This is a genomic window from Kitasatospora humi (assembly GCF_020907985.1).
GTDB lineage: Bacteria > Actinomycetota > Actinomycetes > Streptomycetales > Streptomycetaceae > Kitasatospora > Kitasatospora humi.
The window spans coordinates 1-20,542 of the sequence record NZ_JAJJPA010000062.1 but is presented as its reverse complement, the minus strand read 5'-3'; the positions used below and the strand labels follow the sequence as shown (position 1 = coordinate 20,542).

Genomic DNA, 20,542 nt, shown 5'->3' with positions numbered 1-20,542 from the left:
GGTTCACCCCTCCCCGGGTCCGGAAGAACATACAGGAGCGTCCACGCAGATCCCGGAATCCAACCGGTCACCACCCGCTCGCCCACCGAGAAGTCGGTCGCCCCGTAATCCCCGGGCAGGCGGCTCGCCCGGACAGCCGGACGGGGTCAGCGGACAGCGTTTTTTGCTGAGGCCGTCCCCAGAGCCGGTGCAAACCGGCCTCCGGAGGAGCACGCTGGTTGCATGGGCGACTTCATCATCGCGACGGTCGTATTCCGGGAGCAGGTGGCGGTGGCGGGCGTGAACTTCTCCGGGGAGATGCGCCACCTCCTGGTGCGCATGGAGGACGCCTGGCTCCATGTCCGCTCGGAGGAGACCCCTTCCACGATCTACAGCTTCCCGCTCTCCGTGATCGCCTGCGTGATGTGGGAGTCGGAGAGCTGAGCAGAGCCGGACCGCCCCTGATCGGGCGATCCCCTGATGGGCGCCCCAGCCGGCCACCCAGCGCACCTACACGGGAGCGCGACAGCAGCAGCCACCCGCGAGCCAGCGCAACGTGGCCTGGCAATAGGCAACAGGCACAGCCGGGCGGCTCCCCGGTTCCCGCCCCGATCCGCCGTTCGGGAGCGTGAGTTGCCCCTGGGAGCCGCTCGGCGGTGACGTCGCCTACCGCTGCGCGTGCGAGCGGCGACGGCGCAGCAGCACCGCGCCACCGGCCAGGCCCACCGCGGCAGCGGAGCCGCCGATCACCGTCGGCGACGGCCCGGACGGACGGGCCGGTGCGGCGGCGACGAGGCCATAGCCGCCGGCCAGGCCCTTCTGGTCGTACGCCGAGCCCGGTGTCTTGTCGGCGTAGCGCTGGTGCACGAGCTTCTGGTAGTCGGCCAGCGTCATGCTGGTGCGGCCGCCGAGCCCGTCCTGCGCCTCGTGGTTGAGCGGCTGGACCTTGTTGTTCACGAGCGTGTACCAGGCGTGGATCTGCGGCTCGCTGAACACCGTGGTTCCCTGGGTGGCGCGCTTGGCGTAGCCGGCGTCCTCGTCGCCGTCGCGGATCCCGGCCAGCTGCCACGAGTTGGCATCGTGGCTGAGCAGGACGTCGGCGCGGTGGCCGTCCTTGCCGGTCACCGGTGCGGCCAGGAAGGACAGCCGCACGGCGTTGCCGGCGGTTGCGGGCTTTGCGCCCTTGACGAAGTCGGGCGACAGCTCGTAGAGCGCGACCGGCGCGTCCATGGTGAACGGCTGCTGGTCGCCGGCGGCCGCGCCGGCCGCCGGCATGGCGGGGACGGCGTTGCCGGCCGCGGCGACGGTGCCGAGGAAGCGCGAGACGGTGCTGTGCACCTGGGCGGAGGCGAGGACCTGCTGAGCCTGCGAGGGGTCCGGTACGCCCGGGCGGTCGTCGGCCTGGGCCTGCGAGCAGATGGCGGTCAGCAGTGCCGTCGTTCCCACGGCGAGCGAGGCCAGGCGGGTTGCCCATCGGTCGGTGCGGTGGTGGTTTCGCATGCGGGGCGAGCCTTCCTCAGTTGTGGATCCCGATCCGGGAGTGGGTCCAGGTGAACGAGCTGTTGCTGGCGTAACTGCCGTAGTTCCACCAGGTGTAGGTCTGGGTGGAAGGCCACGGGTCACCGACGGCGATCATGTTGGAGGACGGGTCGTAGCCGTAGATCACGTTCATGTGCCCGCCGCCGGCGGCCCAGCCGATGCGCACCGCGAACGGGCGGTTGTTGGATATCTCGTTGGTGGTCTCCGCGAAGGTGGCGCTGCGGTTGAGGTCGTAGCCGGTGTTGGCGAAGCCCATCTCCCAGAGCGCGCCGGCCATGTCGTCGAGCGTGGCGGGCTGGTCGTTGCAGCTGACGCCGCTGTACTGGTGGGCGAGATTGCAGAAGTCGTACTGGCTGTACTGGGTGTAGCCCCAGTAGTCGGCCAGGGTCAGGCCTGAGGCGTCCCAGCACCATTCGTCCTGGACCTGCTTCTGCATGGAGATGTTGAGCGTGACCGCACCGCCGCAGGTGGGGAGGCTGTCGGTGTTCTCCGCGATGAACGCGTCGGCGATGTAGAAGCTGCCGGACCAGATCCAGCGCGCGTCGTTCTCGACGCTGTCGCCCTGGGTCTGGCATCTCATGTTCACCGTGCTGCCGACGTTCGCCTGTCCCACGACTGACGAGGACAGGTGCGGCCCGCTGCGCTCGTTGATGTACGAGTAGTTGCCCTGTCCTGCCGTCACCGTGCCGGTGGAGTCGGCGAAGGCCGGGCTGGCGGCGCCGACCAGGGCCACCGCGGTCGCCAGACCGGTGGCCACTGCGGCGAATGCCCTCCTTCGGAGGGAAGGGGGAGAACCGTTCATGTAGCAGTTCCTTCTTCGATCGGACAGGCGTGCCGAGCCGGCACGACGGCAAGCCGGACGCACACACCGCAGCCGGGAGTCCGTACAAGAGAGCGCGAGTCATCCGGAAAACCCGGACTGCGAAAGGTGGTTCGGACACGCTGAGGCGCGGCGCAGCACCAAGTCGCCTCCATGGCAACCTGGTTCCGAATCAGCTTCCCATCACGACTGAAGTGACCATGACATCACTCCGCGTGTGACTCCCCCATGGCATTCCCCCGAAAGCAGCGCGACGTCGGCACCGGATCGGCGCCCGTGATGGCGGGATTGCCGACGGCAACCCCGAGTTGCGCAGGCCGTGGATACTTCGAAACCCCGCTTCGGCCCGATGGCAGATCATGTTAGTGATCAGCCGAGCCATTTGGTCAAGCCTCAGGAATCACCGAATTCGGCCTCGCACGCAACGTGATCATTCGGGTGCATCGCGTGCCCCCGGACCCACCGATGGACCACTCCGACCCTGGACGACGCCCGCCGCACAGCCTGCCCCGACACCCGACACCAAGGCCGTTTCCCCGTGCAGCACACGGGTCGCAAGCATACGCACAGCACCTGGCGACCGTCCGGAACGGACGAACCGGGACCGGATTCCGCAGCACCGGATCGCCGACCGCCGCACTCATTCGGCGCCCAACTCGGCGAGGGCCTGGCCGATGTTCTGCGTGTACACACAAGCTGCTTCGGGAAAGCGCCTCCCGTCCTTTCGGCCATCGCAACCGCGCCCGCCTCAACGGGATCCGCCGCAGCCCCCGGGCGCCTTGTGGGACAAATTGTCAACTAGAAGCCGGCGGGCTTTCCGGCCGATCGACGGGTGCCCTCCCCCGCCGATCGCCGGGTATCCGACGCTCGAATTCACCGGCCCGCGCAGCCCCGCACGGCACCTTTCGAAAAACTCCACAGTCGCACCCTCGTGCTGGATGCGTGACATGTGCAATGGTACGTTCGCAAGGCCGGGAGATCCCTGCACCATGCCGTGCCCCCGCCGCCACGCCACGAAGGGGGACCGCCACCATGGCCAGCACGGATCACCTGACCAACTGCCGTACGGCACGCGCTGGTTCGCCCCGCGGTACTGCCGTGGCTGCGCGTTCCCGTCCGGCCGCGGAGCTCTCAACGGTCGCGGCGGACGGAAGCGCGGAGCTGGGCGATGCCCAGGTCGATCGCGGCCCCCAGGTGAGTGGAGCCGCCCGTGGTCATGAGGATCAGCACGCCGCCCTGGATGCCGGCCGGCAGGGATGCGGCCTCTCGGTCGGCGTCCGGTCCGGGGGCGATCTCACCGCTGCCCTGCATGCGGCGGATTCCCTCGGCGAGTTGCTGCTGCCAACCCTCGACGGTGCGCCGCCTGGTCGCGGTGCCTTTGCGGGGCAGCGGCACGGCTCCTCCCGGTGCGAGCTGTGGGTCCCGTTCAAGCGGATCGGGCACGGTCGGCGGAGCCGACCGGGTGTCGGCAGGAGCAGCAGGGCGGTGACGTAGCCCATCCCCTCGGCCCCGAGCAGCGCCGGGGCCGCCCAGCCCGGCCCGCCCTCGGCGCGGGCGCCTACGTCCATGTAGCTCACGCCGGCGACGCCCAGCCGTACCAGCGCCTCGCCGGGGCGTGGGGTCGGGTCCGGTAGCTCAACGGTCCAGCGCATGACCTCGGGGCCACCGTGCTCCTCGATGCGGATCGCGTGCATGATGACACCTTCCTATGCGGTCGTCCATGAGGGAACGGGCATCACGCTGGGCAGCGAGAATAGGACCCGTAAGTCCAAAAGTGCTGTCAGGATGGCCAGTTGACTCGTCACCGAGCTGGCGGCCCGGACGGAAGGGGTCGTCGGCGGGCCGTCGCGGTGCCATCGAACGGACGGCGGTTCCGAACCCGAAGAGTTCGTCGTCGGTCCGGCCGGCCGGGGTCCGTTCGCCCACCCGCACTCTGGCCGCCCGCTGTTGGGGGCGCGTACGCCCAGTGTTAAGCCGCCGTATCTCCCCCCTTGCGCCGAGCCAAGTTGGCTGTACTAGTCCCGGAGCCGGTCACCGAGTTGGCTGTACTGGTTCCCAGTTCCACTGCCCGGCATGGCAGTTCGAGGAAGGCAATCGGTATGACCAGCCGGACCCGTCCGCGCAGAGCCCTCGCGGTTCTCGCCCTGCTCCCCGCGTTGCTCGCAAGCACCGGCTGCGGCAGCTCGACAGGAGACGCCGAGAGCGACTACGCGGTGATGACATGGGCTCCCTCCGGCACCGGCGCCTCCGACCGACCCGGGGTCACGGCACTGGCCGATCTGATCGGACGGGCCGTGAACAGCAAGGGTGGGCTCAACGGCCACCACCTCAAGGTGCTCACCTGCAACGAGCACAACACCGCGGACGGCGGCAATGCCTGCGTGCACCAAGCGGTGCAGCAGAAGGTGATCGCGGTGATCGGCTCGTACAGCCTGAACAGCGACGCTCTGCTGTCCGGCCTGGAGGCCGCCAAGATCCCCTACATCGGCGGGTACGGGCTGACCAGCGCCGAGTTCACCAGCCCGCTCTCCTACCCGGTGGCCGGTGGGACCCCGGCCCTGGTGATCGGCAACGGCCGGCAGCTGATCGCCGCCGGCTGCCGCACCGTCGCGTTGGTCCGCCCGGACACCATGGCCGGTGATGCGCTGACCGGCTACCTCGCCGGCGCGCTCAAGCCCGAGGGCGGACAGGTGGTCGACGTCCGGGTCAACGAGACCACTCCCGACTACGCCGCGGCCGCCCGCAAGGCGCTGGGCGACGACCGCGTCGGCAACTGCGTCAGCGATACGCTGGCGCCCGGGCAGAGCGCCGGGTTCCTGGACGCCTACCGCCGGCTGAACGCCAAGCACACCCAGCTCGGCGCGGTGATCGGCAGCGTCCCGCAGTCCGCGCTCGGCCCGAACGGCGCGGCCGACGGGGTGCTCGACAACGCCTACGTCACCAGCTGGTACCCACCCACATCAGGGCCCGCTTGGGACGCGCTGCGCTCGACCGTCGGCGGCAACCCGATCGACGTCTCCGACCCCGCGGTGCAGACCACGTGGGTGGCCTACCGGGTCTTCCTCGCAGCCGCCGACCGGCTGCACGAGGCCGGAAAGCCGATGACCAGCCTGAGCCTGCGCGAGGAGTTGGAGAGCGGGGACTCGCTGGACACCGGCGGCGTCACGCCTCAGCTGAGCTGGAGCGAGACGCTGCCGAGCGCCGAGTCGCCCCGGCTGGTCAACACCTGGGTGACGTTCCAGCAGGTGAAGGCGGGTCAGCTCGTCGAGCAGCAGAGCGGCTACCTGGACATGCGCTGGGCCTTCACCGGCGGTCAGCCGCCGGAGTGACGGACGCTCCTTCGACGATCGCTGTCGCTCGCCGACCCGCCAGGGCCACCGGAACCGCTGCGTCGCAACCCACCGGTGCCCTGCTGCCATCAGGCGGAGAAGGCCGATCACCGATCCCGTGTCCGTCAGGTCCGGCCGGACCACACGGGCGCCGGCGTCTCGCAGCCGGCCAGCGCTGTGCGCGCCGGTCACGGCGGCGATGATCCCCGTGGGGTTCGCCGACCCGGGCCCGACGGCCTGACCGCGCACCAACCGCAGCACCGCCCCCTCGGGACCGGGTACCGAACGTCGAACCGACGTTCGCACGGTCGGGTGATGCTCCACGCGTTCTGCCTCCGCACGGGGCGCCCGGTTGCCAGGATCCTGGTGGATCCCGCCCGTTGGCTCCGGCTGCCGCCGTGGTGATCCACTCCTGTTCACCTCTGGAAGGGGCGTCCGCCATGGCTCATCCGACGGGCATCGGCCTGCACCTGGTCCTCGTCCGGGCCGGGGCTCGATGTGGGCCCAGCGCAACGACCAGTGGCCCGTGTCCTGGTCGGTGCCGTGGTCATGCGGCGTGTGCGGCTCGATCACGGTGCCGCGGTCGACCGGCGCGAGGATGTCGGGGGCGCCGGCGCGTCACAAGCGCCCGCGGCCGGCCACGGTCACGAACAGCACCCAGTCGGTCGTGCCGCTGGGCCTGATGGTGCGGTAGGTGGCATCCTCGTCGAGCCGGCCGCAGCACGCGCTCGGTCCGGGCGGCGATGGTCACCGCGTCAGGAGGAGAGGGCACAGGAGGATCACCATGAGGACGACGGGTTCGGCGATACCCCGGTCGGGGTCCGGTCCAGACGATGGAGGCATGACGAACAGCACACTCTCCGTTCCGGCGGCCGATCCCGCCGCACTGCGCGACCGGTACGACCGCGACGGTGTGGTCCAGGTCGACGCGGTGCTCACGGTCGCCGAGACCGACTCGATCCGCGCGGCGTTCATGGCTCAGGTCGGGGCCGACCGCTGCGCCGTCGGTGCCGTCGAGGAGGTGGCGCAGGACGCGGTCCTCGCCCGTTATCCCCGCTTCATGAACCCCCACCGCCGCCCCGATCTCGAGATCGGGCGGCTGGCCAGGTCACTGATGACCGATCCGCGCCTGCTCGGGCCGGCCACCGCGCTGGTCGGCCCGGTGTACGGCGCCCAGTCGATGTTCTACTTCAAGCCGCCCGCCGCCCGTGGTCAGGCCCTGCACCAGGACAACTTCTTCCTGCGCGCCCACCCGGAGACGTGCATCGCGGCGTGGATCGCCGTCGACGCGTGCGACGCTGCCAACGGCGCACTTCGCGTGGTGCCGGGCAGTCACACCATGGAGATCGTCTGCCCCGAGGAGGCCGATCCCGGGGAGTCGTTCACCAGTGGGCTGGTCCGGGCTCCGGCGGGCCTGCCGGTCGTGCAGAGCGAGATGCTCCCCGGCGATGTGCTGTTCTTCCACGGCAGCACGGTCCACGGGTCACTGCCCAACACCACCGCCGACCGCTTCCGGCGCTCGCTGATCTTCCATTACGTCCCGCAGAGCAGCACCGAGATCGCCGGCTGGTACCTGCCGCTGGTCGCCCCGGACGGCAGCGACGTCGACCTGGCCGAGGCCACCGGCGGCGGACCGTGCGGAGACACCTGGACCGGGGCCGCCCACTGACCGTCAGGCGCGGGTGCGCGCTTGTTGCTCGGTCGACTGGAGATCGGCCCCATGGCGGGGCACCGGAGCCCAGCGCCGGCTGTCCTTTCGCTCACTGCTGGGGGGCGGCTGGTTGCGCGAGAGTGAGTCCGGTCCACTGGTCCAGCACCTCCGCGTGGCTGCCGACCGCCGTCGCCCGGGCAACCGCCGCGACTTCCTCCGGCGTCGGCTCACCATCGCGGAAGAGCAGAGCCAGTGGCCAGGCCGGGGTCCCCGAATGCTCACCGTCGAAGGGGTGCCAGTCCCAGGCCGCATCGAAGCGCCAGACGCGTCCGTTCCGGTCGGCTACCTCATCGCCTGGCTCAAGGAACGCGTACGGGCGGAAGAGCAGCTCGACGCGGATCGGTTCACCGCCGGCCGGATCGAGCGCGTAAGCCTGGTCCTCCAGCTCGGGGTCATAGGTGTCGCCCTGCCGCAGGAGGTCGAGACAGGACGCGGGCCGCGGCAGCATGCCGGTGACCTGGGGCGGATCGAAATGATGGACCGCCTGGACATGCACCACGGTCGCCGGGATCCCCACCAGGCACGTGTCACCCGCCCTCAGTACGGTCTCCGCAGGTTCCGTTCGGAAGATCTCCCATTCACCGACCTCGGGCGTCGGAAGCGCCCGCCGGCCGTTCCACCTGATGTTCTCGGCCTGCGGGTCCACCTCCAGCCACGGCCACCGTACGGAAACGTAGTAGCGGGAAACCTCGGTGACGGTGGCCTCGGTGAACGGGCACTCGAGCACCAGCACATCACCGGCCCGGTAGTCGTCAATCATGGACGCATTCTGCATGCCCCGGCTGACACGCGACCGAAGCGGTTGGACGACGGGTTCGAGCCTGCATAACACCGTGTGATGGGGTGCTGGGATCTTCTGGGAGGCTCCCCGGTCGGCCACTCTTCTCTCACGCATGAAATGTCACATCATGCATGGAGGAGACGTGGGACGACGAAGAGTCGGGTTGGCCCTCGGTGCCGCCCTGGGGCTGCTGTCGGCTGCCGGGTGTGCGGGCGGTGGCGGTGGCGCGGCCGTTTCGGACGCGGCAGCGGTGAAGGGCGGCACGCTGCACGTGCTGTCCACCCTCGACCTGGAGCACCTCGATCCGGCGCGCAACTACGTGACGTCCTCGCAGGACGTCGGCCGACTGATCTACCGGACGCTGACCACCTTCGCCGCGGCACCGGGCCAGGCGGGCGGAAAGATCGTGCCGGATCTGGCCACCGACACCGGTCGGCCCAGCGACGGCGCGAAGACCTGGACCTTCACCCTCAAGCAGGGAGTGAAGTTCGAGGACGGCCGCCCGATCACCAGCAAGGACGTCAAATACGGAGTGGAGCGCACCTTCGCCCCCGAGCTGCCCGAGGGTCCGCCGTACGCCCGGATGTGGCTGGCCGGCGGCGAGTCGTACAAGGGGCCCTACAAGGATCCCGCCGGGCTGGCCTCGATCGGGACTCCCGACGACAGCACCATCGTCTTCCACCTCAACCGCCCGGTGGCCGACTTCGGCTCGGCGGTGTCGCTGCCGATGTTCGCCCCGGTGCCGCAGGACAAGGACACCGGCGTCAACTACGACTCCAGGCCGTTCTCCTCCGGCCCGTACAAGATCGACAGCTTCGAACCGAAGAAGCAGCTCACCCTGGTCCGCAACACCGACTGGGACCCGGCGACCGACACCGTACGCAAGGGCCTGCCCGACAAGGTCGTCATCGACCTGGGCCTGGACGCGGCGGTGGTCGACCAGCGGCTGATCGCGGGACAGGGGGAGGACGCGGATGCGGTCGCGATGGAGCCGATCGGTCCCGCCTCGGTCGGGCGGGTGCTGAACGACCCGCAGTTGAAGAGCCGACTGGTCACCGGCGACTCGATCAACACCCGCTACCTGAGCATCAACACCAGGCACCAGCCGCTCGACGACGTCCGGGTGCGCCAGGCCATCGCGTACGCGCTGGACAAGGACGCGCTGCGCACCACCCGCGGCGGTCCGATCGCCGGTGACCTGGCGACCAGTCTGCTGCCGCCGTCCCTGGGCTACCAGGCCGAGGACCCCTATCCGAGCACGGACGGCAAGGGTGACCCGGACAAGGCCAAGGCGCTGCTCGCCGAGGCGGGCCACGCCTCCGGCCTCACCCTGACCCTCGACGCCCCCGCCTCGACCGCCGGCAAGGCGCAGGCCGAGGCGGTCCAGGCCTCGCTCGGCCGGGCCGGCATCACCGTGAAGATCAACGAGATCAGCTCCTCGGCCTTCTACAGCACGGTCGGCAACACCTCCCAGGAGCACGACCTGGTGATCGCCGGCTGGTCGCCGGACTGGCCTGGCGCGTCCACGTACCTGCCGATCGTCTTCGATGGCCGTCTGATCACCAGTCAGGGGAACAACGACTACGCGCAGTACGACTCCCCGGCCGTCGACGCGCAGCTCGACAGGATCGCCGCGATGGACGACCCGTCGGCGGCCCGGGCGGCGTACGGGCAGCTCGCCCAGCAGATCATGCAGGACGCCCCGGTGGTGCCGTTCCTGTGGGACAAGGCGCCGATCCTCGTCGGTCCGAACGTCGCCGGAGCGTACGGGCACATCGCCTACGTCGGCCGACTCGACCTGGTCTCCCTGGGGTTGCGCAGGTGACCGTGATCCGACGGCTCCTGGCCCAGCGCTCGGCGGCCCTCGCACTGGCCGTGGTGGCCGGGCTGGTCCTGGTCGCGCTCGCCGCGCCGCTGATCACCTGGATCGCCGGGAGCTCGCCGACGGCCTTCCACGGGGATGCGGTGGACCCGGCGCTCGGCGGCCTGCCGCGCGGTGCCGCAGGCGGGATCAGCACCCGCCACTGGCTGGGGGTGGAACCGGTCAACGGGCGTGACGTGCTCGCCCGGGTGCTGTACGGCGCACAGGTGTCCCTGCTGATCGCCGTGCTCGCCACCGCATTGTCGGTGGTGCTCGGAACGGCGCTCGGCCTGGTCGCGGGCTTCTTCGGCGGGTGGGTCGACACCGTGGTCGGACGCACCATGGACCTGCTGCTGTCCTTCCCGAGCCTGATCTTCATGATCGCGCTGATCTCGGCGGCGCCCGGCGTGGACCGACGGCTGCTCCTGGTCGTGGTGCTCGGCTTCTTCGGCTGGCCGTACGTCGGCCGGATCGTGCGCGGACAGGCGATGGTGCTCGCGCGGGGCGAGTTCGTCGCGGCGGCCCGGGTGCTCGGCGCCTCGCGACGGGCGCTGCTGCTGCGGGAGGTGCTGCCCAACCTGACCGGACCGGTGCTGGTGGTGGCCACGATGTCGATCCCCGGCTACATCGCCACCGAGGCCGGCCTGTCCTTCCTCGGTGTGGGTGTCCAGGCCCCGACCCCCTCCTGGGGTCAGATGATCGCCACCGCCGTGCCCTGGTACGCGGCGGACCCCGCCTACTTCCTGATCCCCGGCGCCTTCCTGTTCGTCACCGTGCTCGCCTTCAACGTGCTCGGCGACGCGGTCCGCGACGCGCTCGACCCCCGGAGCCAGCGACGATGATCCTCTACCTGTTGCGCAGACTGGCCGTCACCGCGGCCATCCTGCTGGTGATCTGCGCCGCCACCTTCGCCGTCTTCTACCTGATGCCGGCGGATCCGGCGCAGGGCGCCTGCGGCAAGGCGTGCAGCCCGGAACGGATCGCCGAGATCCGCAGCACCCTCGGGCTGAACCACTCGCCGCTGGTCCAGTTCCGCGACTACCTGGCCGGCATCGTCTCGGGGCGGACCTACGGCAGCGGCACGCAGGCCGTCGACTGCCCCTTCCCGTGCCTGGGTTTCAGCTTCCAGACCGACCAGCCGGTGTGGCAGCTGCTCACCAGCCGGCTGCCGGTCAGCTTCTCGATCGCCATCGGTGCCGCTGTGCTGTGGCTCGCCGTCGGCGTCGGCGCCGGCGTGCTCTCGGCCCTGCGGCGCGGCAGCCTGTGGGACCGGGCGGCGATGACGGCCGCCCTGGGCGGGGTCTCGATGCCGATCTACTTCACCGCTCTGGTGCTGCAGTACCTGCTGGTGGTGCAGCTCAAGCTGCTGCCGTACCCCCAGGCCGTGCCGTTCACCGCCGATCCGGTCGGCTGGGCGCAGTCGATGCTCATGCCGTGGATCACCCTCGCCATGCTGTACGCCGGGATCTACGCCCGGGTAACCCGCAGCGAGATGCTGGAGAGCCTCGGCCAGAACTACGTGCGCACCGCCCGGGCCAAGGGCCTGCCCGAGATCACCGTCGTTCGGCGGCACGCCCTGCGGCCCGCCCTGATGCCGATCGTGACCATCTTCGGGATGGACCTCGGTGCGCTGCTCGGTGGCGCGCTGATCACCGAGTCGGTGTTCGGGCTGCCGGGCGTCGGAAAGCTCGCGGCCGACGCGATCGCCTCCGCCGACCAGCCGGTGATCCTCGGGGTGACGCTGTTCGCGGCCGCCTTCGTGGTGCTCGCCAACCTGCTGGTGGACCTCGTGTACGCCGTCCTCGACCCGAGAGTGAGGGCACTCGGATGAGCCTGCTGACGGTACGTGACCTGAACGTGGAGTTCCGCTCCGGCGTCCGCGCCGTGGACGGGCTCGACCTCGACCTGGACGCCGGCCGGGTGCTCGGCGTGGTCGGTGAGTCCGGCAGCGGCAAGTCGGTCACCAGCCTCGCCGTCCTCGGCCTGCTCCGCGACGCCCGGGTCAGCGGCGAGATCCGCTTCGCCGGACGGGAGTTGACCGCACTCGACCAGCGCTCGCTGCGCCGACTGCGCGGCGACCGGATCGCGATGGTCTTCCAGGACCCGTTGTCCTGTCTCAACCCGTACTACTCGGTCGCGTTCCAGATCGCCGAGGCGTACCGGGCGCACCACCGCACCGGCCGCAGACAGGCGCACCGGGTCGCGGTGCACATGCTGGACCGGGTCGGCATCCCGGAACCGGAACGGCGTGCCCGCTGCTATCCGCACGAGTTCTCCGGCGGGATGCGGCAGCGGGTGATGATCGCGATGGCGCTGTGTCTGGAACCCGACCTGCTGATCGCCGACGAGCCGACCACCGCGCTGGACGTCACCGTCCAGGCGCAGATCCTCCAACTGCTGCGCGAGCTGCGGAAGGAGTCCGGCACGGCCATCATGCTGATCACCCACGACATGGGCGTGGTCGCCGGCCTGGCCGACCACGTCGTGGTGATGCACCAGGGTCGAGCGGTCGAGCGCGGTCCGGTGCGGGACGTGTTCCACCGGCCGCAACAGCCGTACACCCGCGGCCTGCTGGCCTGCGTTCCGCGCATCGACGGCCCCCTGCCGGACCGACTGCCCACGCTGGGGGCGACCACATGAGAGCCTTCAGGAGGCAACCGGTGAGCGAGGCGGACGGTCGAGCAGCTGACGGAGGCGGTGGCGCGGTGCTGCTCGAGGCGCGGAACCTGGTCAAGCGCTTCCCGGTGCGCCACGCCCTGACCCGACGGCAGGCCGGGCACATCACGGCCGTCGACGGGGTCTCGCTGGACGTCGGGCCCGGCGAAACCCTCGGCCTGGTCGGCGAATCCGGCTGCGGGAAGTCGACCGTCGCCAAGTTGCTCACCCGCCTGGAGCGGCCCACTTCGGGCAGCATCCACTTCGCCGGGCGCGATCTCGCCGGGCTGGACGAGACGGCCCTGCGCCCGGTCAGGCGTGACCTGCAGATGGTCTTCCAGGACCCCTTCTCCTCGCTCAACCCCCGGCACACCGTGCGGCAGATCCTCGCCGGCCCCTACCGCTACCAGGGGTTGGAGCCCGACCAGCCGGCCGAGGAGTTGCTGGCCCGGGTCGGTCTACGGCCGGAGCACGCCGACCGCCACCCCCACGAGTTCTCCGGCGGACAGGCCCAACGCATCGGCATCGCGCGGGCGTTGGCCCTGAACCCGAAGCTGGTGGTGTGTGACGAGCCGGTCTCGGCACTCGACGTGTCGGTCCAGGCGCAGATCCTCAACCTGCTGAGGGACTTGCAGGAGCAGTACGGCCTGAGCTACCTGTTCATCGCCCACGATCTCGGCGCCGTCCGCCATATCAGCACCCGGATCGCCGTGATGTACCTCGGCTCGATCGTCGAGACCGCCGACCGGGACGCCCTGTTCGCCCACCCCGCGCACCCGTACACCCGTGCCCTGCTGTCCGCCGTGCCGCTGCCGGACCCGGACTTGGAGGCTTCCCGGGAGAGGATCGTGCTCCACGGCGACCTGCCCAGCCCCCTCGACCCGCCCGGAGGCTGCCGGTTCCGCACCCGCTGCCCCAAGCCCGACGAACTCTGCGCCGCCGAGCGCCCGCGGCTGCGGACGATCGCCCCCGGCCGGCAAGTCGCCTGCCACTACCCCGAAAGGACGCCGTGATCCGCGCCCAGTACCGGCTGCCCGGTCTCGCCGTCACCGACCACGCCTTCGACGTGCCGCTCGACCACACCGAACCCGGGCGGGGAACCATCGAGGTGTTCGCCCGGGAGGTCGTCGACCCGGTGCGGGCCGACGAACGGCTGCCCTGGCTGCTCTACCTCCAGGGCGGTCCGGGCGGGAAGTCCCCGCGCCCGCTGAACGCCTCGGCCGGCTGGCTCGGCCGCGCGCTCAAGACCCACCGGGTGCTGCTGTTGGACCAGCGCGGCACCGGCCGCTCAACGCCGCTCACCGCGAGATCCGCCGCCCGGTCCCCCTCGGCCGGTGCGCTGGCCGACCGCCTCGCGCGTTTCCGCGCCGACTCGATCGTCGCCGACGCGGAGCTGATCCGCCGTCAACTGTGCGGGGACGAGCCATGGGAGACCCTCGGGCAGAGCTACGGCGGCTTCGTCACCCTCAGCTACCTCTCCTTCGCCCCCGAAGGCCTGCGCGCCTGTTACGTCGCCGGCGGCCTGCCCGGCCTCGACGCCGCCGCCGAAGACGTCTACGCCGCCACCTACCCCCGGGTGCGGGACAAGGTGGGCGCCTACTACGCCCGCTACCCAGAGGATCGCCGGCTGGTCCGCAGGATCGCCGACCTGCTGGAGCGGCAGGCCGTCCACCTCCCCGACGGCGACCGGCTGACGGCCCGACGGCTGCGGACCCTGGGACTGGCGCTGGGGATGGGCGACGGCTTCGAACGCCTGCACTGGCTCTTCGACGAGGCCCTCGACCCGGACGGGGAGCTCTCGACCACCTTCCTGCAGCAGGTGGCGAACCTGACCGGCTTCACGGACAACCCGCTGTTCGCCGCCCTCCAGGAGTCGATCTACGGCCGCCCGGGAGCCGCAACCGGCTGGGCCGCCGCCCGGGCACTCGCCGAGCACCCCGGGTTCGCCGAGGACGCCGACCCCCTGCTGTTCACCGGCGAGATGTTCTACCCCTGGATGTTCGAGGAGATCACCGGGTTGCGGCCGTTCGCCGGGGCCGTCCACCTGCTCGCCGAACGCACCGACTGGCCGGCGCTGTACGACCCGGCCCGGCTGGCCGCCAACCAGGTCCCGGTCGCCGCGGCCGTCTACCACGACGACATGTACGTCGACGCGAGCCTGTCGCTGCGCACCGCCCGCGCGGTCGGTTCCCTGCGCGCCTGGGTCACCAACGAGTGGGAGCACGACGGGGTCACCGCCTCGGGCGACCGCGTCCTCGCCCGCCTGATGGACCTCGCCGCCGACCGCACCTGATCCCCCGCCAACCGCCCCCTGCCGTAGGGAAAAGGAACGAAGAAGATGAGACTCAGGCCCCTCGCCGCCGCCCTGGCCGCGGCCCTCCCGCTGGTCGCCGCCACCCCGGCCCTGGCGGACGCCGCCCGGCCCGCCACCGCCGCGCCGGCCTCCGACTGCGCCCTGCCGGGGACGACCGGCTGGACCGACGAAGGCCACAACACCGACCACACGCAGTTCCAGCAGCCGCTCGGCACCAAGCACGTGCTGATGCTGTTCGTCGACTTCCCGGACGCACCGGCCACCGGCTCGCTCGACGACTACTACCGCGAACTCGCCCCCGCGCAGGACTGGATGAGGCAGGACTCCTACGGCAAGCTCCGCCTGGAGATCGATCCGCTGAAGCGCTGGATCACCATGCCGCAGAGCTCCGCCTCGTACGGGTTCCAGCGCGGCATCACCTTCGACCAGCAGGAGCTGTACGTGAAGCAGGCCGTCCAGGCCGCCGCGCCGTACACGGACTTCTCGAAGTACGACATGCTCTACATCGTCCCCACCAAGTCCGCCTCCGCGATCAGCTTCTCCCCCACCTACCTCTACGATCCGACCACCGCCGGCATCACCGTCAACGGCACGCGGATCAAGTGGGCGGTCACCTTCGGCCAGGACATGTACCACTGGGGCTACAAGGTCGCCGACCACGAGACCTCCCACACGTTCGGCCTGCCCGACCTGTACGCGTTCACCGGCACCGACGTGCACCCCTACGTCGGCGGCTGGGACCTGATGGGCGACATCGCCGGCCCCGCACCGCAGCACACCGGCTGGGAGCGCTGGAAGTTCGGCTGGATCGACGACGACCAGGTCGCCTGCCTGCCCTCCCCCGGCAGCCGTACCGTCCGGTTGAAGGCCGTCGAACGCCCTGGCGGCACCAAGATCGCCGTGGTCAGGACCAGCGGGACGACGGCCTACGTCGCCGAGTCCCGCCGGGCCGTCGGCGCGGACGGCAAGGCCTGCTCCACCGGTGTGCTCGTCTACCGGGTCGACACCTCCACCCCGACCGGCTACGGACCGGTCCACGTGGTCAACGGCAACCCGGGCGCCACCGCGCCGACCGGCTGCACCGCCCTCGACATGGCCGCCTACCAGCCCGGCCAGTCCTTCACCGACCCCGGCACGGGGGTCGACATCGACGTGCTGGGCCGGGGACCGCTCTCGGACACCATCAGGATCACCAAGCATTAGCCCGGCCTGACCGCCCTTCAGCTCGCCTCGTTCAGCTGCGGGGCGAGGAGGAGTCCGCGCTTCCATAACACCAGGTGATGGCGCGCTGGGAGCTGTCCGAGCCGCAGACCGCTGCGGACAATGTTCTGCACGCGCTTCTCGCACGGCGGCAGTTGGCGACCGCACGCGGGAACCGCCGAGGAGAACCGGCCGGCCGCCCGAGGGCGCGGCCGGCCGGACTCGCAACCCGGACCGATCCCTTCGGAGGCAATCATGGACCCCTCGGTCAGATCCCGGCGCCCGCTGCCGGCGGCGCTCGTCCTCGTCCTGTCCGCCGTGCTCGCCCTGCTCGTCGCCCCGGCCGGTGCCGCCCACGCGTACGACACAAGTGCCTCCGCGTGTGCCCTGCAGGGCACGACCGGGTACACCGACGAGGGCCAGCAGACCGACCACACGCGGTTCCAGGACCCGCTCGGCACCAAGCACATCGGCCTGATCTACGTGGACTTCCCCGACGCCGCCGGCACCGCGCTGCCCCTCACGTCGTACTACGACACGCTCAAGGGCGCCGAGGACTGGATGCGGAACGCCTCCTACGGCCGGACCGCGCTGGACATCCAGGTCCCGTACGCCAACTGGGTCCGCATGCCGAAGGCCTCCACCGACTACGCCTGGGAGCGCGGCTTCTCCTGGACCACGCACCAGGTCTACGTGGAGGACGCCCTCACCGCCGCGGCCAACGCCGGCGTCGACCTCTCCCAGTACGACATGTTCTACGTCGTGCCGACCGCCACGGCGACCGCGATCGGCCACTCCCCGACCTTCATCCAGGATCCGGCCGCTCCGACCTGGGTGTGGAACCCGCGGACCGGCAGCTGGGTGCTGATCCACTGGGCGGTGACCTTCGGCCAGGACATGTGGACCTGGGGCTACAAGGTCGCCGACCACGAGACCAGCCACACCTTCGGCCTGCCCGACCTGTACGCCTTCAGCGGTGACCTGAACCGGTACGTCGGTGGCTGGGACGTCATGGGCGACATCTCCGGCCCGGCCCCGCTGTACTTCGGCTGGGAGGCCTGGAAGTTCGGTTGGATCACCGACAGCCAGGTGTCCTGTCTGGACACGGCGAACACGTACACCACCACCCTGACCGGCCTGGAGTACGGCGGAACCGGCTACCGGCTGGCGGTGATCAGGACCAGCGCCACCACCGCCTATGTCGCCGAGTCCCGCAAGGCCGCCTACAACGACTCCAACGCCTGCGCCACCGGGGTCGTCATCTACAAGGTCGACACCTCCGCCACCACCGGCAACGGGCCGATCCAGCTGGTCACCAACCCCGATGCCGCGGCGCCCACCGGGAGTTGCACCGCACTGGACATGCAGACCTGGCAACCCGGCCAGTGGTTCCAGGACGACTCCGCCCAGGTCCGGATCTACGTGAGCGCCTCCGACGCGTCCACCGACACCGTCTGGACCTACAAGTGGTGACCATGTGAGGCCCCGTCACGTCACCCTGGTCCCGGCGCACTCCCGCTCAACAAACCGGCTGCGGCGAGCTGCGGCGGTCCAGCGCCCTCGTGCCTTTCGAGCCAGCCCTGGTAGACCGCGCTGCGGGCGCACGCCGCCCGGTACGCCTCGCTGACGTGCTGCACGAGCGAGGGGCCCAGCGGTTCCAGCGGCCCCTCCTCGTGCCAGGCGAGCAGGTGCCGGTACCAGAGCGGGTTCCCGGCGATCGGCCGCACGGCGATGCCCGGCAGCTCCTCGAACGTGGCCTGGCAGAAGCTCACCGCGTGGCCGTTGCGCACGACGTCCAGGAGGAGCCGGCCTTCCGCCTCGTGGACGACGCGCATCCGGTGTCCCAGCAGCAGCAGGGTCCTTGACCAGTACTCACGGATCCGGTCGTTGTCCGGACGGGGAGCGGCCCAGTCCTCGCCCTCGAGGTCCGCCAGCGCGACCTCCTCCAGCTCCGCCAGCGGATGGACGGCCGGCAGGGCGACGAAGAGCGGTTCGGTGGCGATCGGCTCGACGGTGACTCCTGGCGGGAGCGCGAGCTCGTAGCCGGGGCTGTCGCCCACCACGGCCGCTTCGAGACGGCCGCCGGCGATGTCGTCGACGAGCGGGACGGGGCAGCCCTGACCCCGCGAACTGATCTCGGCCGCCGGATGGTGCGACCTGATCGCCGTGATCAAGCCGCCGAGCAGGGGGGCGTTGACGGAGCCGAGCCGGAACCGGTGCGGCGAACAGCCCTTCTGCGCAGCGAGAGCGGAGACCTCCAGCAGTTCGTCGACGGTCGGCAGCACCGCCCGCGCCCGGCTGAGGACCACCTCCCCGAACGCGGTCGGGACGACACCCGACTGCGCGCGGCTGAACAGCTCGCCGCCGAGCACCCGCTCGATCCGGGTCAACTGGGCGCTGAGGCCGGGCTGGGTCAGCCGCAAGGAGGCGGCGGCCCGCGTCAAACTGCCGCTGTCCGCGATGCTGCAGATGATCCGGAGGTGCCGGAGTTCGAGCTCCATGGCGAGATGATAGGGAGTTCGGGCCCATCTCCATAGGGGTCGAGGGGGTGTGAGACCGGACCGGCACCCTGGCCACCGGTCGAACCGCGTGGCCGCCTACTATCGTTCCGCTTTCTTCGGGGGACGCTGACGCCTGACCGGCCGTGCTCGTCGCCCAACGCCACGCCCGTCACGGCCCCACGAGTCCACCGCACGACGGTGGACTCGTGCATCGAGGAGGAACGTTCATGCACGCCCGGAGAATCGGCGCCGTCGCCGCGACAGCAGTGGCCGTGGTGGCCGCCCGCGACCTCATCCAGAAGCGGCACGCACTGCTCCGGAACTTCCCGGTGATCGGACACGCCCGGTACCTGCTGGAGCAGATCGGGCCGGAGCTGCGGCAGTACATCGTGGCGTCCAACGAGGAGGAGCGCCCTTTCAGCCGTGACCAGCGCACCTGGATCTACGCGTCGGCGAAGGAGGAGAACAACTACTTCGGGTTCGGAACCGAAGTCGACGTCGAACACGTGCAGGGGCACGCGTACCTGAAGCAGCGCACGTTCGCCGGCGCGCTGCCCGATGCGCACGACCCGCAGGCCCCGCTCCCCTCGGCCAAGGTGCTGGGCGGGCCGCGCGGGCGCGCCAAGGCGTTCCGGCCGGCGAGCGTGGTGAACATCTCGGCGATGAGCTTCGGCTCGCTCTCCGGCGCGGCCATCACGGCGCTCAACAAGGGGGCGGCGCTGGCCGGCGCGATGCACAACACCGGCGAGGGCGGCCTCTCGCCGTACCACCGCAACGGCGGTGACATCATCCTGCAGATCGGTACCGCCTACTTCGGCTGCCGCAACGAGGACGGCAGCTTCAACCTCGACAAGCTCAAGGAGGTGGTCGCCGGCGCGCCGGTGAAGGCGATAGAGATCAAGCTCTCCCAAGGTGCCAAGCCAGGGCTCGGCGGAATGCTGCCGGGGGCCAAGGTGACCCCGGAGATCGCCGAAATCCGCGGCATCCCGGTCGGCAAGGACTGCGCCTCTCCCTCCCGGCACACCGCGTTCGGCGACGTCGACTCGATGCTCGACTTCGTCGAGCTGCTGGCGGCCGAGACCGGTCTGCCGGTCGGGATCAAGAGCGCGGTGGGTGAAATGGGCTTCTGGCAGGAGCTGGCCGCGCTGATGGCACGCGGTGACCGCGGTGTCGACTTCGTGACCGTCGACGGCGGTGAGGGCGGGACCGGAGCGGCGCCGCGGATCTTCGCCGACTCGGTGGCGCTGCCGTTCCGGATGGGCTTCTCCCGGGTCTACGGGACCTTCGCCGAGCTGGGCCTGACCGACGACCTGACCTTCATCGGCTCCGGCAAGCTCGGCCTGCCCGAGAACGCCGCGGTCGCGTTCGCCCTGGGTGCCGACATGATCAACGTGGCCCGTGAGGCGATGCTGTCGATCGGCTGCATCCAGTCGCAGAAGTGCCACACCGACAAGTGCCCCACCGGCATCGCCACCCAGAACCCCTGGCTGGCCCGCGGCCTCGACCCGACTTCGAAGGCCACCCGCGCCGCCGTCTACCTGCGCACCCTGCGCAGGGAGTTGATCAAGGTCTCTGGGGCCCTCGGCGTCGCCCACCCGGCCCTCATCACGGCCGACGACATCGAGATCATGAACGGCGACTACGAGGCCCGCACCCTGGCCGGCGTCTACGGCTACAAGGAGGGCTGGGGCGAGCTCGGCCCGCGCCTCGCCGGTGAGATCACCGCGCTGCTCACCGCCGAGCCGACCGTCTGACGCTCCGACGGCGACGGGCACCGGGCCCGTGGCGGGGCGACCACGCCACGGGCCCGCGGACACCGGGGCGGTGCTGTTCCGGCCGGGTAGCGCGGGGG

17 protein-coding genes are annotated in these 20,542 nt (G+C 70.6%); 12 read left to right on the top strand and 5 right to left on the bottom strand.

From position 1 onward, the window contains the following. The first annotated feature begins 222 nt into the window (after positions 1-222). Positions 223-423, top strand: coding sequence for a hypothetical protein (locus tag LN042_RS32815; protein WP_230055091.1), 201 nt, complete (start codon positions 223-225; stop codon positions 421-423). Between the two features lie 222 nt (positions 424-645). Here LN042_RS32815 and LN042_RS32810 read toward each other — a convergent pair whose 3' ends face one another. The 3 genes from LN042_RS32810 to LN042_RS32800 all read right to left on the bottom strand — a co-directional run bounded on the left by LN042_RS32810 (position 646) and on the right by LN042_RS32800 (position 3,733). After that, complete coding sequence (locus tag LN042_RS32810; RefSeq protein WP_230055090.1) at positions 646-1,479, bottom strand: hypothetical protein; 834 nt, start codon at positions 1,477-1,479, stop codon at positions 646-648. A 16-nt stretch (positions 1,480-1,495) separates the two neighbouring features. Then, positions 1,496-2,275, bottom strand: a complete 780-nt coding sequence (locus tag LN042_RS37885) for a papain-like cysteine protease family protein (protein WP_230055089.1) — start codon at positions 2,273-2,275, stop codon at positions 1,496-1,498. A 1,194-nt stretch (positions 2,276-3,469) separates the two neighbouring features. Then, a complete protein-coding gene (locus LN042_RS32800; protein WP_308191903.1) occupies positions 3,470-3,733 on the bottom strand; it encodes a hypothetical protein in 264 nt (87 codons plus the stop codon). 704 nt (positions 3,734-4,437) lie between these two features. Here LN042_RS32800 and LN042_RS32790 point away from each other — a divergent pair. Beyond that, a complete protein-coding gene (locus tag LN042_RS32790; RefSeq protein WP_230055088.1) occupies positions 4,438-5,667 on the top strand; it encodes an ABC transporter substrate-binding protein in 1,230 nt (409 codons plus the stop codon). A gap of 841 nt (positions 5,668-6,508) precedes the next feature. Next, complete coding sequence (locus LN042_RS32785) at positions 6,509-7,336, top strand: phytanoyl-CoA dioxygenase family protein (protein ID WP_230055087.1); 828 nt, start codon at positions 6,509-6,511, stop codon at positions 7,334-7,336. A 91-nt stretch (positions 7,337-7,427) separates the two neighbouring features. Here LN042_RS32785 and LN042_RS32780 read toward each other — a convergent pair whose 3' ends face one another. Further along, a complete protein-coding gene (locus LN042_RS32780; RefSeq protein WP_230055086.1) occupies positions 7,428-8,138 on the bottom strand; it encodes a hypothetical protein in 711 nt (236 codons plus the stop codon). Between the two features lie 163 nt (positions 8,139-8,301). On the opposite strand from LN042_RS32780, the gene LN042_RS32775 reads away from it, so the two are divergent. The 8 genes from LN042_RS32775 (at position 8,302) to LN042_RS32740 (ending at position 17,662) form a co-directional block, all read left to right on the top strand. After that, positions 8,302-9,984, top strand: coding sequence for an ABC transporter substrate-binding protein (locus LN042_RS32775; RefSeq protein ID WP_230055085.1), 1,683 nt, complete (start codon positions 8,302-8,304; stop codon positions 9,982-9,984). After that, positions 9,981-10,862, top strand: a complete 882-nt coding sequence (locus tag LN042_RS32770; RefSeq protein ID WP_230055084.1) for an ABC transporter permease — start codon at positions 9,981-9,983, stop codon at positions 10,860-10,862. Before LN042_RS32775 ends, LN042_RS32770 begins: the two co-directional genes overlap by 4 nt. Beyond that, a complete protein-coding gene (locus tag LN042_RS32765) occupies positions 10,859-11,851 on the top strand; it encodes an ABC transporter permease (RefSeq protein ID WP_230055083.1) in 993 nt (330 codons plus the stop codon). The genes LN042_RS32770 and LN042_RS32765 overlap by 4 nt, the downstream gene beginning before the upstream one ends. Beyond that, positions 11,848-12,660: an ABC transporter ATP-binding protein gene (locus LN042_RS32760; protein WP_372495858.1), complete on the top strand. Its 813-nt coding sequence runs from the start codon at positions 11,848-11,850 to the stop codon at positions 12,658-12,660. The genes LN042_RS32765 and LN042_RS32760 overlap by 4 nt, the downstream gene beginning before the upstream one ends. Before the next feature lie 20 nt (positions 12,661-12,680). Further along, positions 12,681-13,688, top strand: coding sequence for an ABC transporter ATP-binding protein (locus LN042_RS32755; protein WP_230055082.1), 1,008 nt, complete (start codon positions 12,681-12,683; stop codon positions 13,686-13,688). After that, positions 13,685-14,968 carry an alpha/beta fold hydrolase gene (locus tag LN042_RS32750; protein WP_230055081.1) on the top strand — a complete coding sequence of 428 codons (1,284 nt, stop codon included), beginning with the start codon at positions 13,685-13,687 and terminating at the stop codon, positions 14,966-14,968. Before LN042_RS32755 ends, LN042_RS32750 begins: the two co-directional genes overlap by 4 nt. 45 nt (positions 14,969-15,013) lie before the next feature. Beyond that, complete coding sequence (locus tag LN042_RS32745; RefSeq protein ID WP_230055080.1) at positions 15,014-16,192, top strand: M6 family metalloprotease domain-containing protein; 1,179 nt, start codon at positions 15,014-15,016, stop codon at positions 16,190-16,192. A 252-nt stretch (positions 16,193-16,444) separates the two neighbouring features. Then, on the top strand, positions 16,445-17,662 hold the full coding sequence (locus tag LN042_RS32740) for a metallopeptidase domain-containing protein (RefSeq protein WP_230055079.1): 1,218 nt from the start codon (positions 16,445-16,447) through the stop codon (positions 17,660-17,662). 20 nt (positions 17,663-17,682) lie between these two features. Here the strand turns inward: LN042_RS32740 and LN042_RS32735 are convergent, their stop codons facing one another. Then, positions 17,683-18,690 carry a LysR family transcriptional regulator gene (locus LN042_RS32735; protein ID WP_230055078.1) on the bottom strand — a complete coding sequence of 336 codons (1,008 nt, stop codon included), beginning with the start codon at positions 18,688-18,690 and terminating at the stop codon, positions 17,683-17,685. Positions 18,691-18,917: 227 nt separating this feature from the next. Here LN042_RS32735 and LN042_RS32730 point away from each other — a divergent pair, with 227 nt between their 5' ends. Further along, positions 18,918-20,444 (top strand): FMN-binding glutamate synthase family protein, encoded by a 1,527-nt coding sequence (locus LN042_RS32730; protein ID WP_230055077.1) that lies wholly within the window; start codon positions 18,918-18,920, stop codon positions 20,442-20,444. Positions 20,445-20,542: the final 98 nt, after the last annotated feature.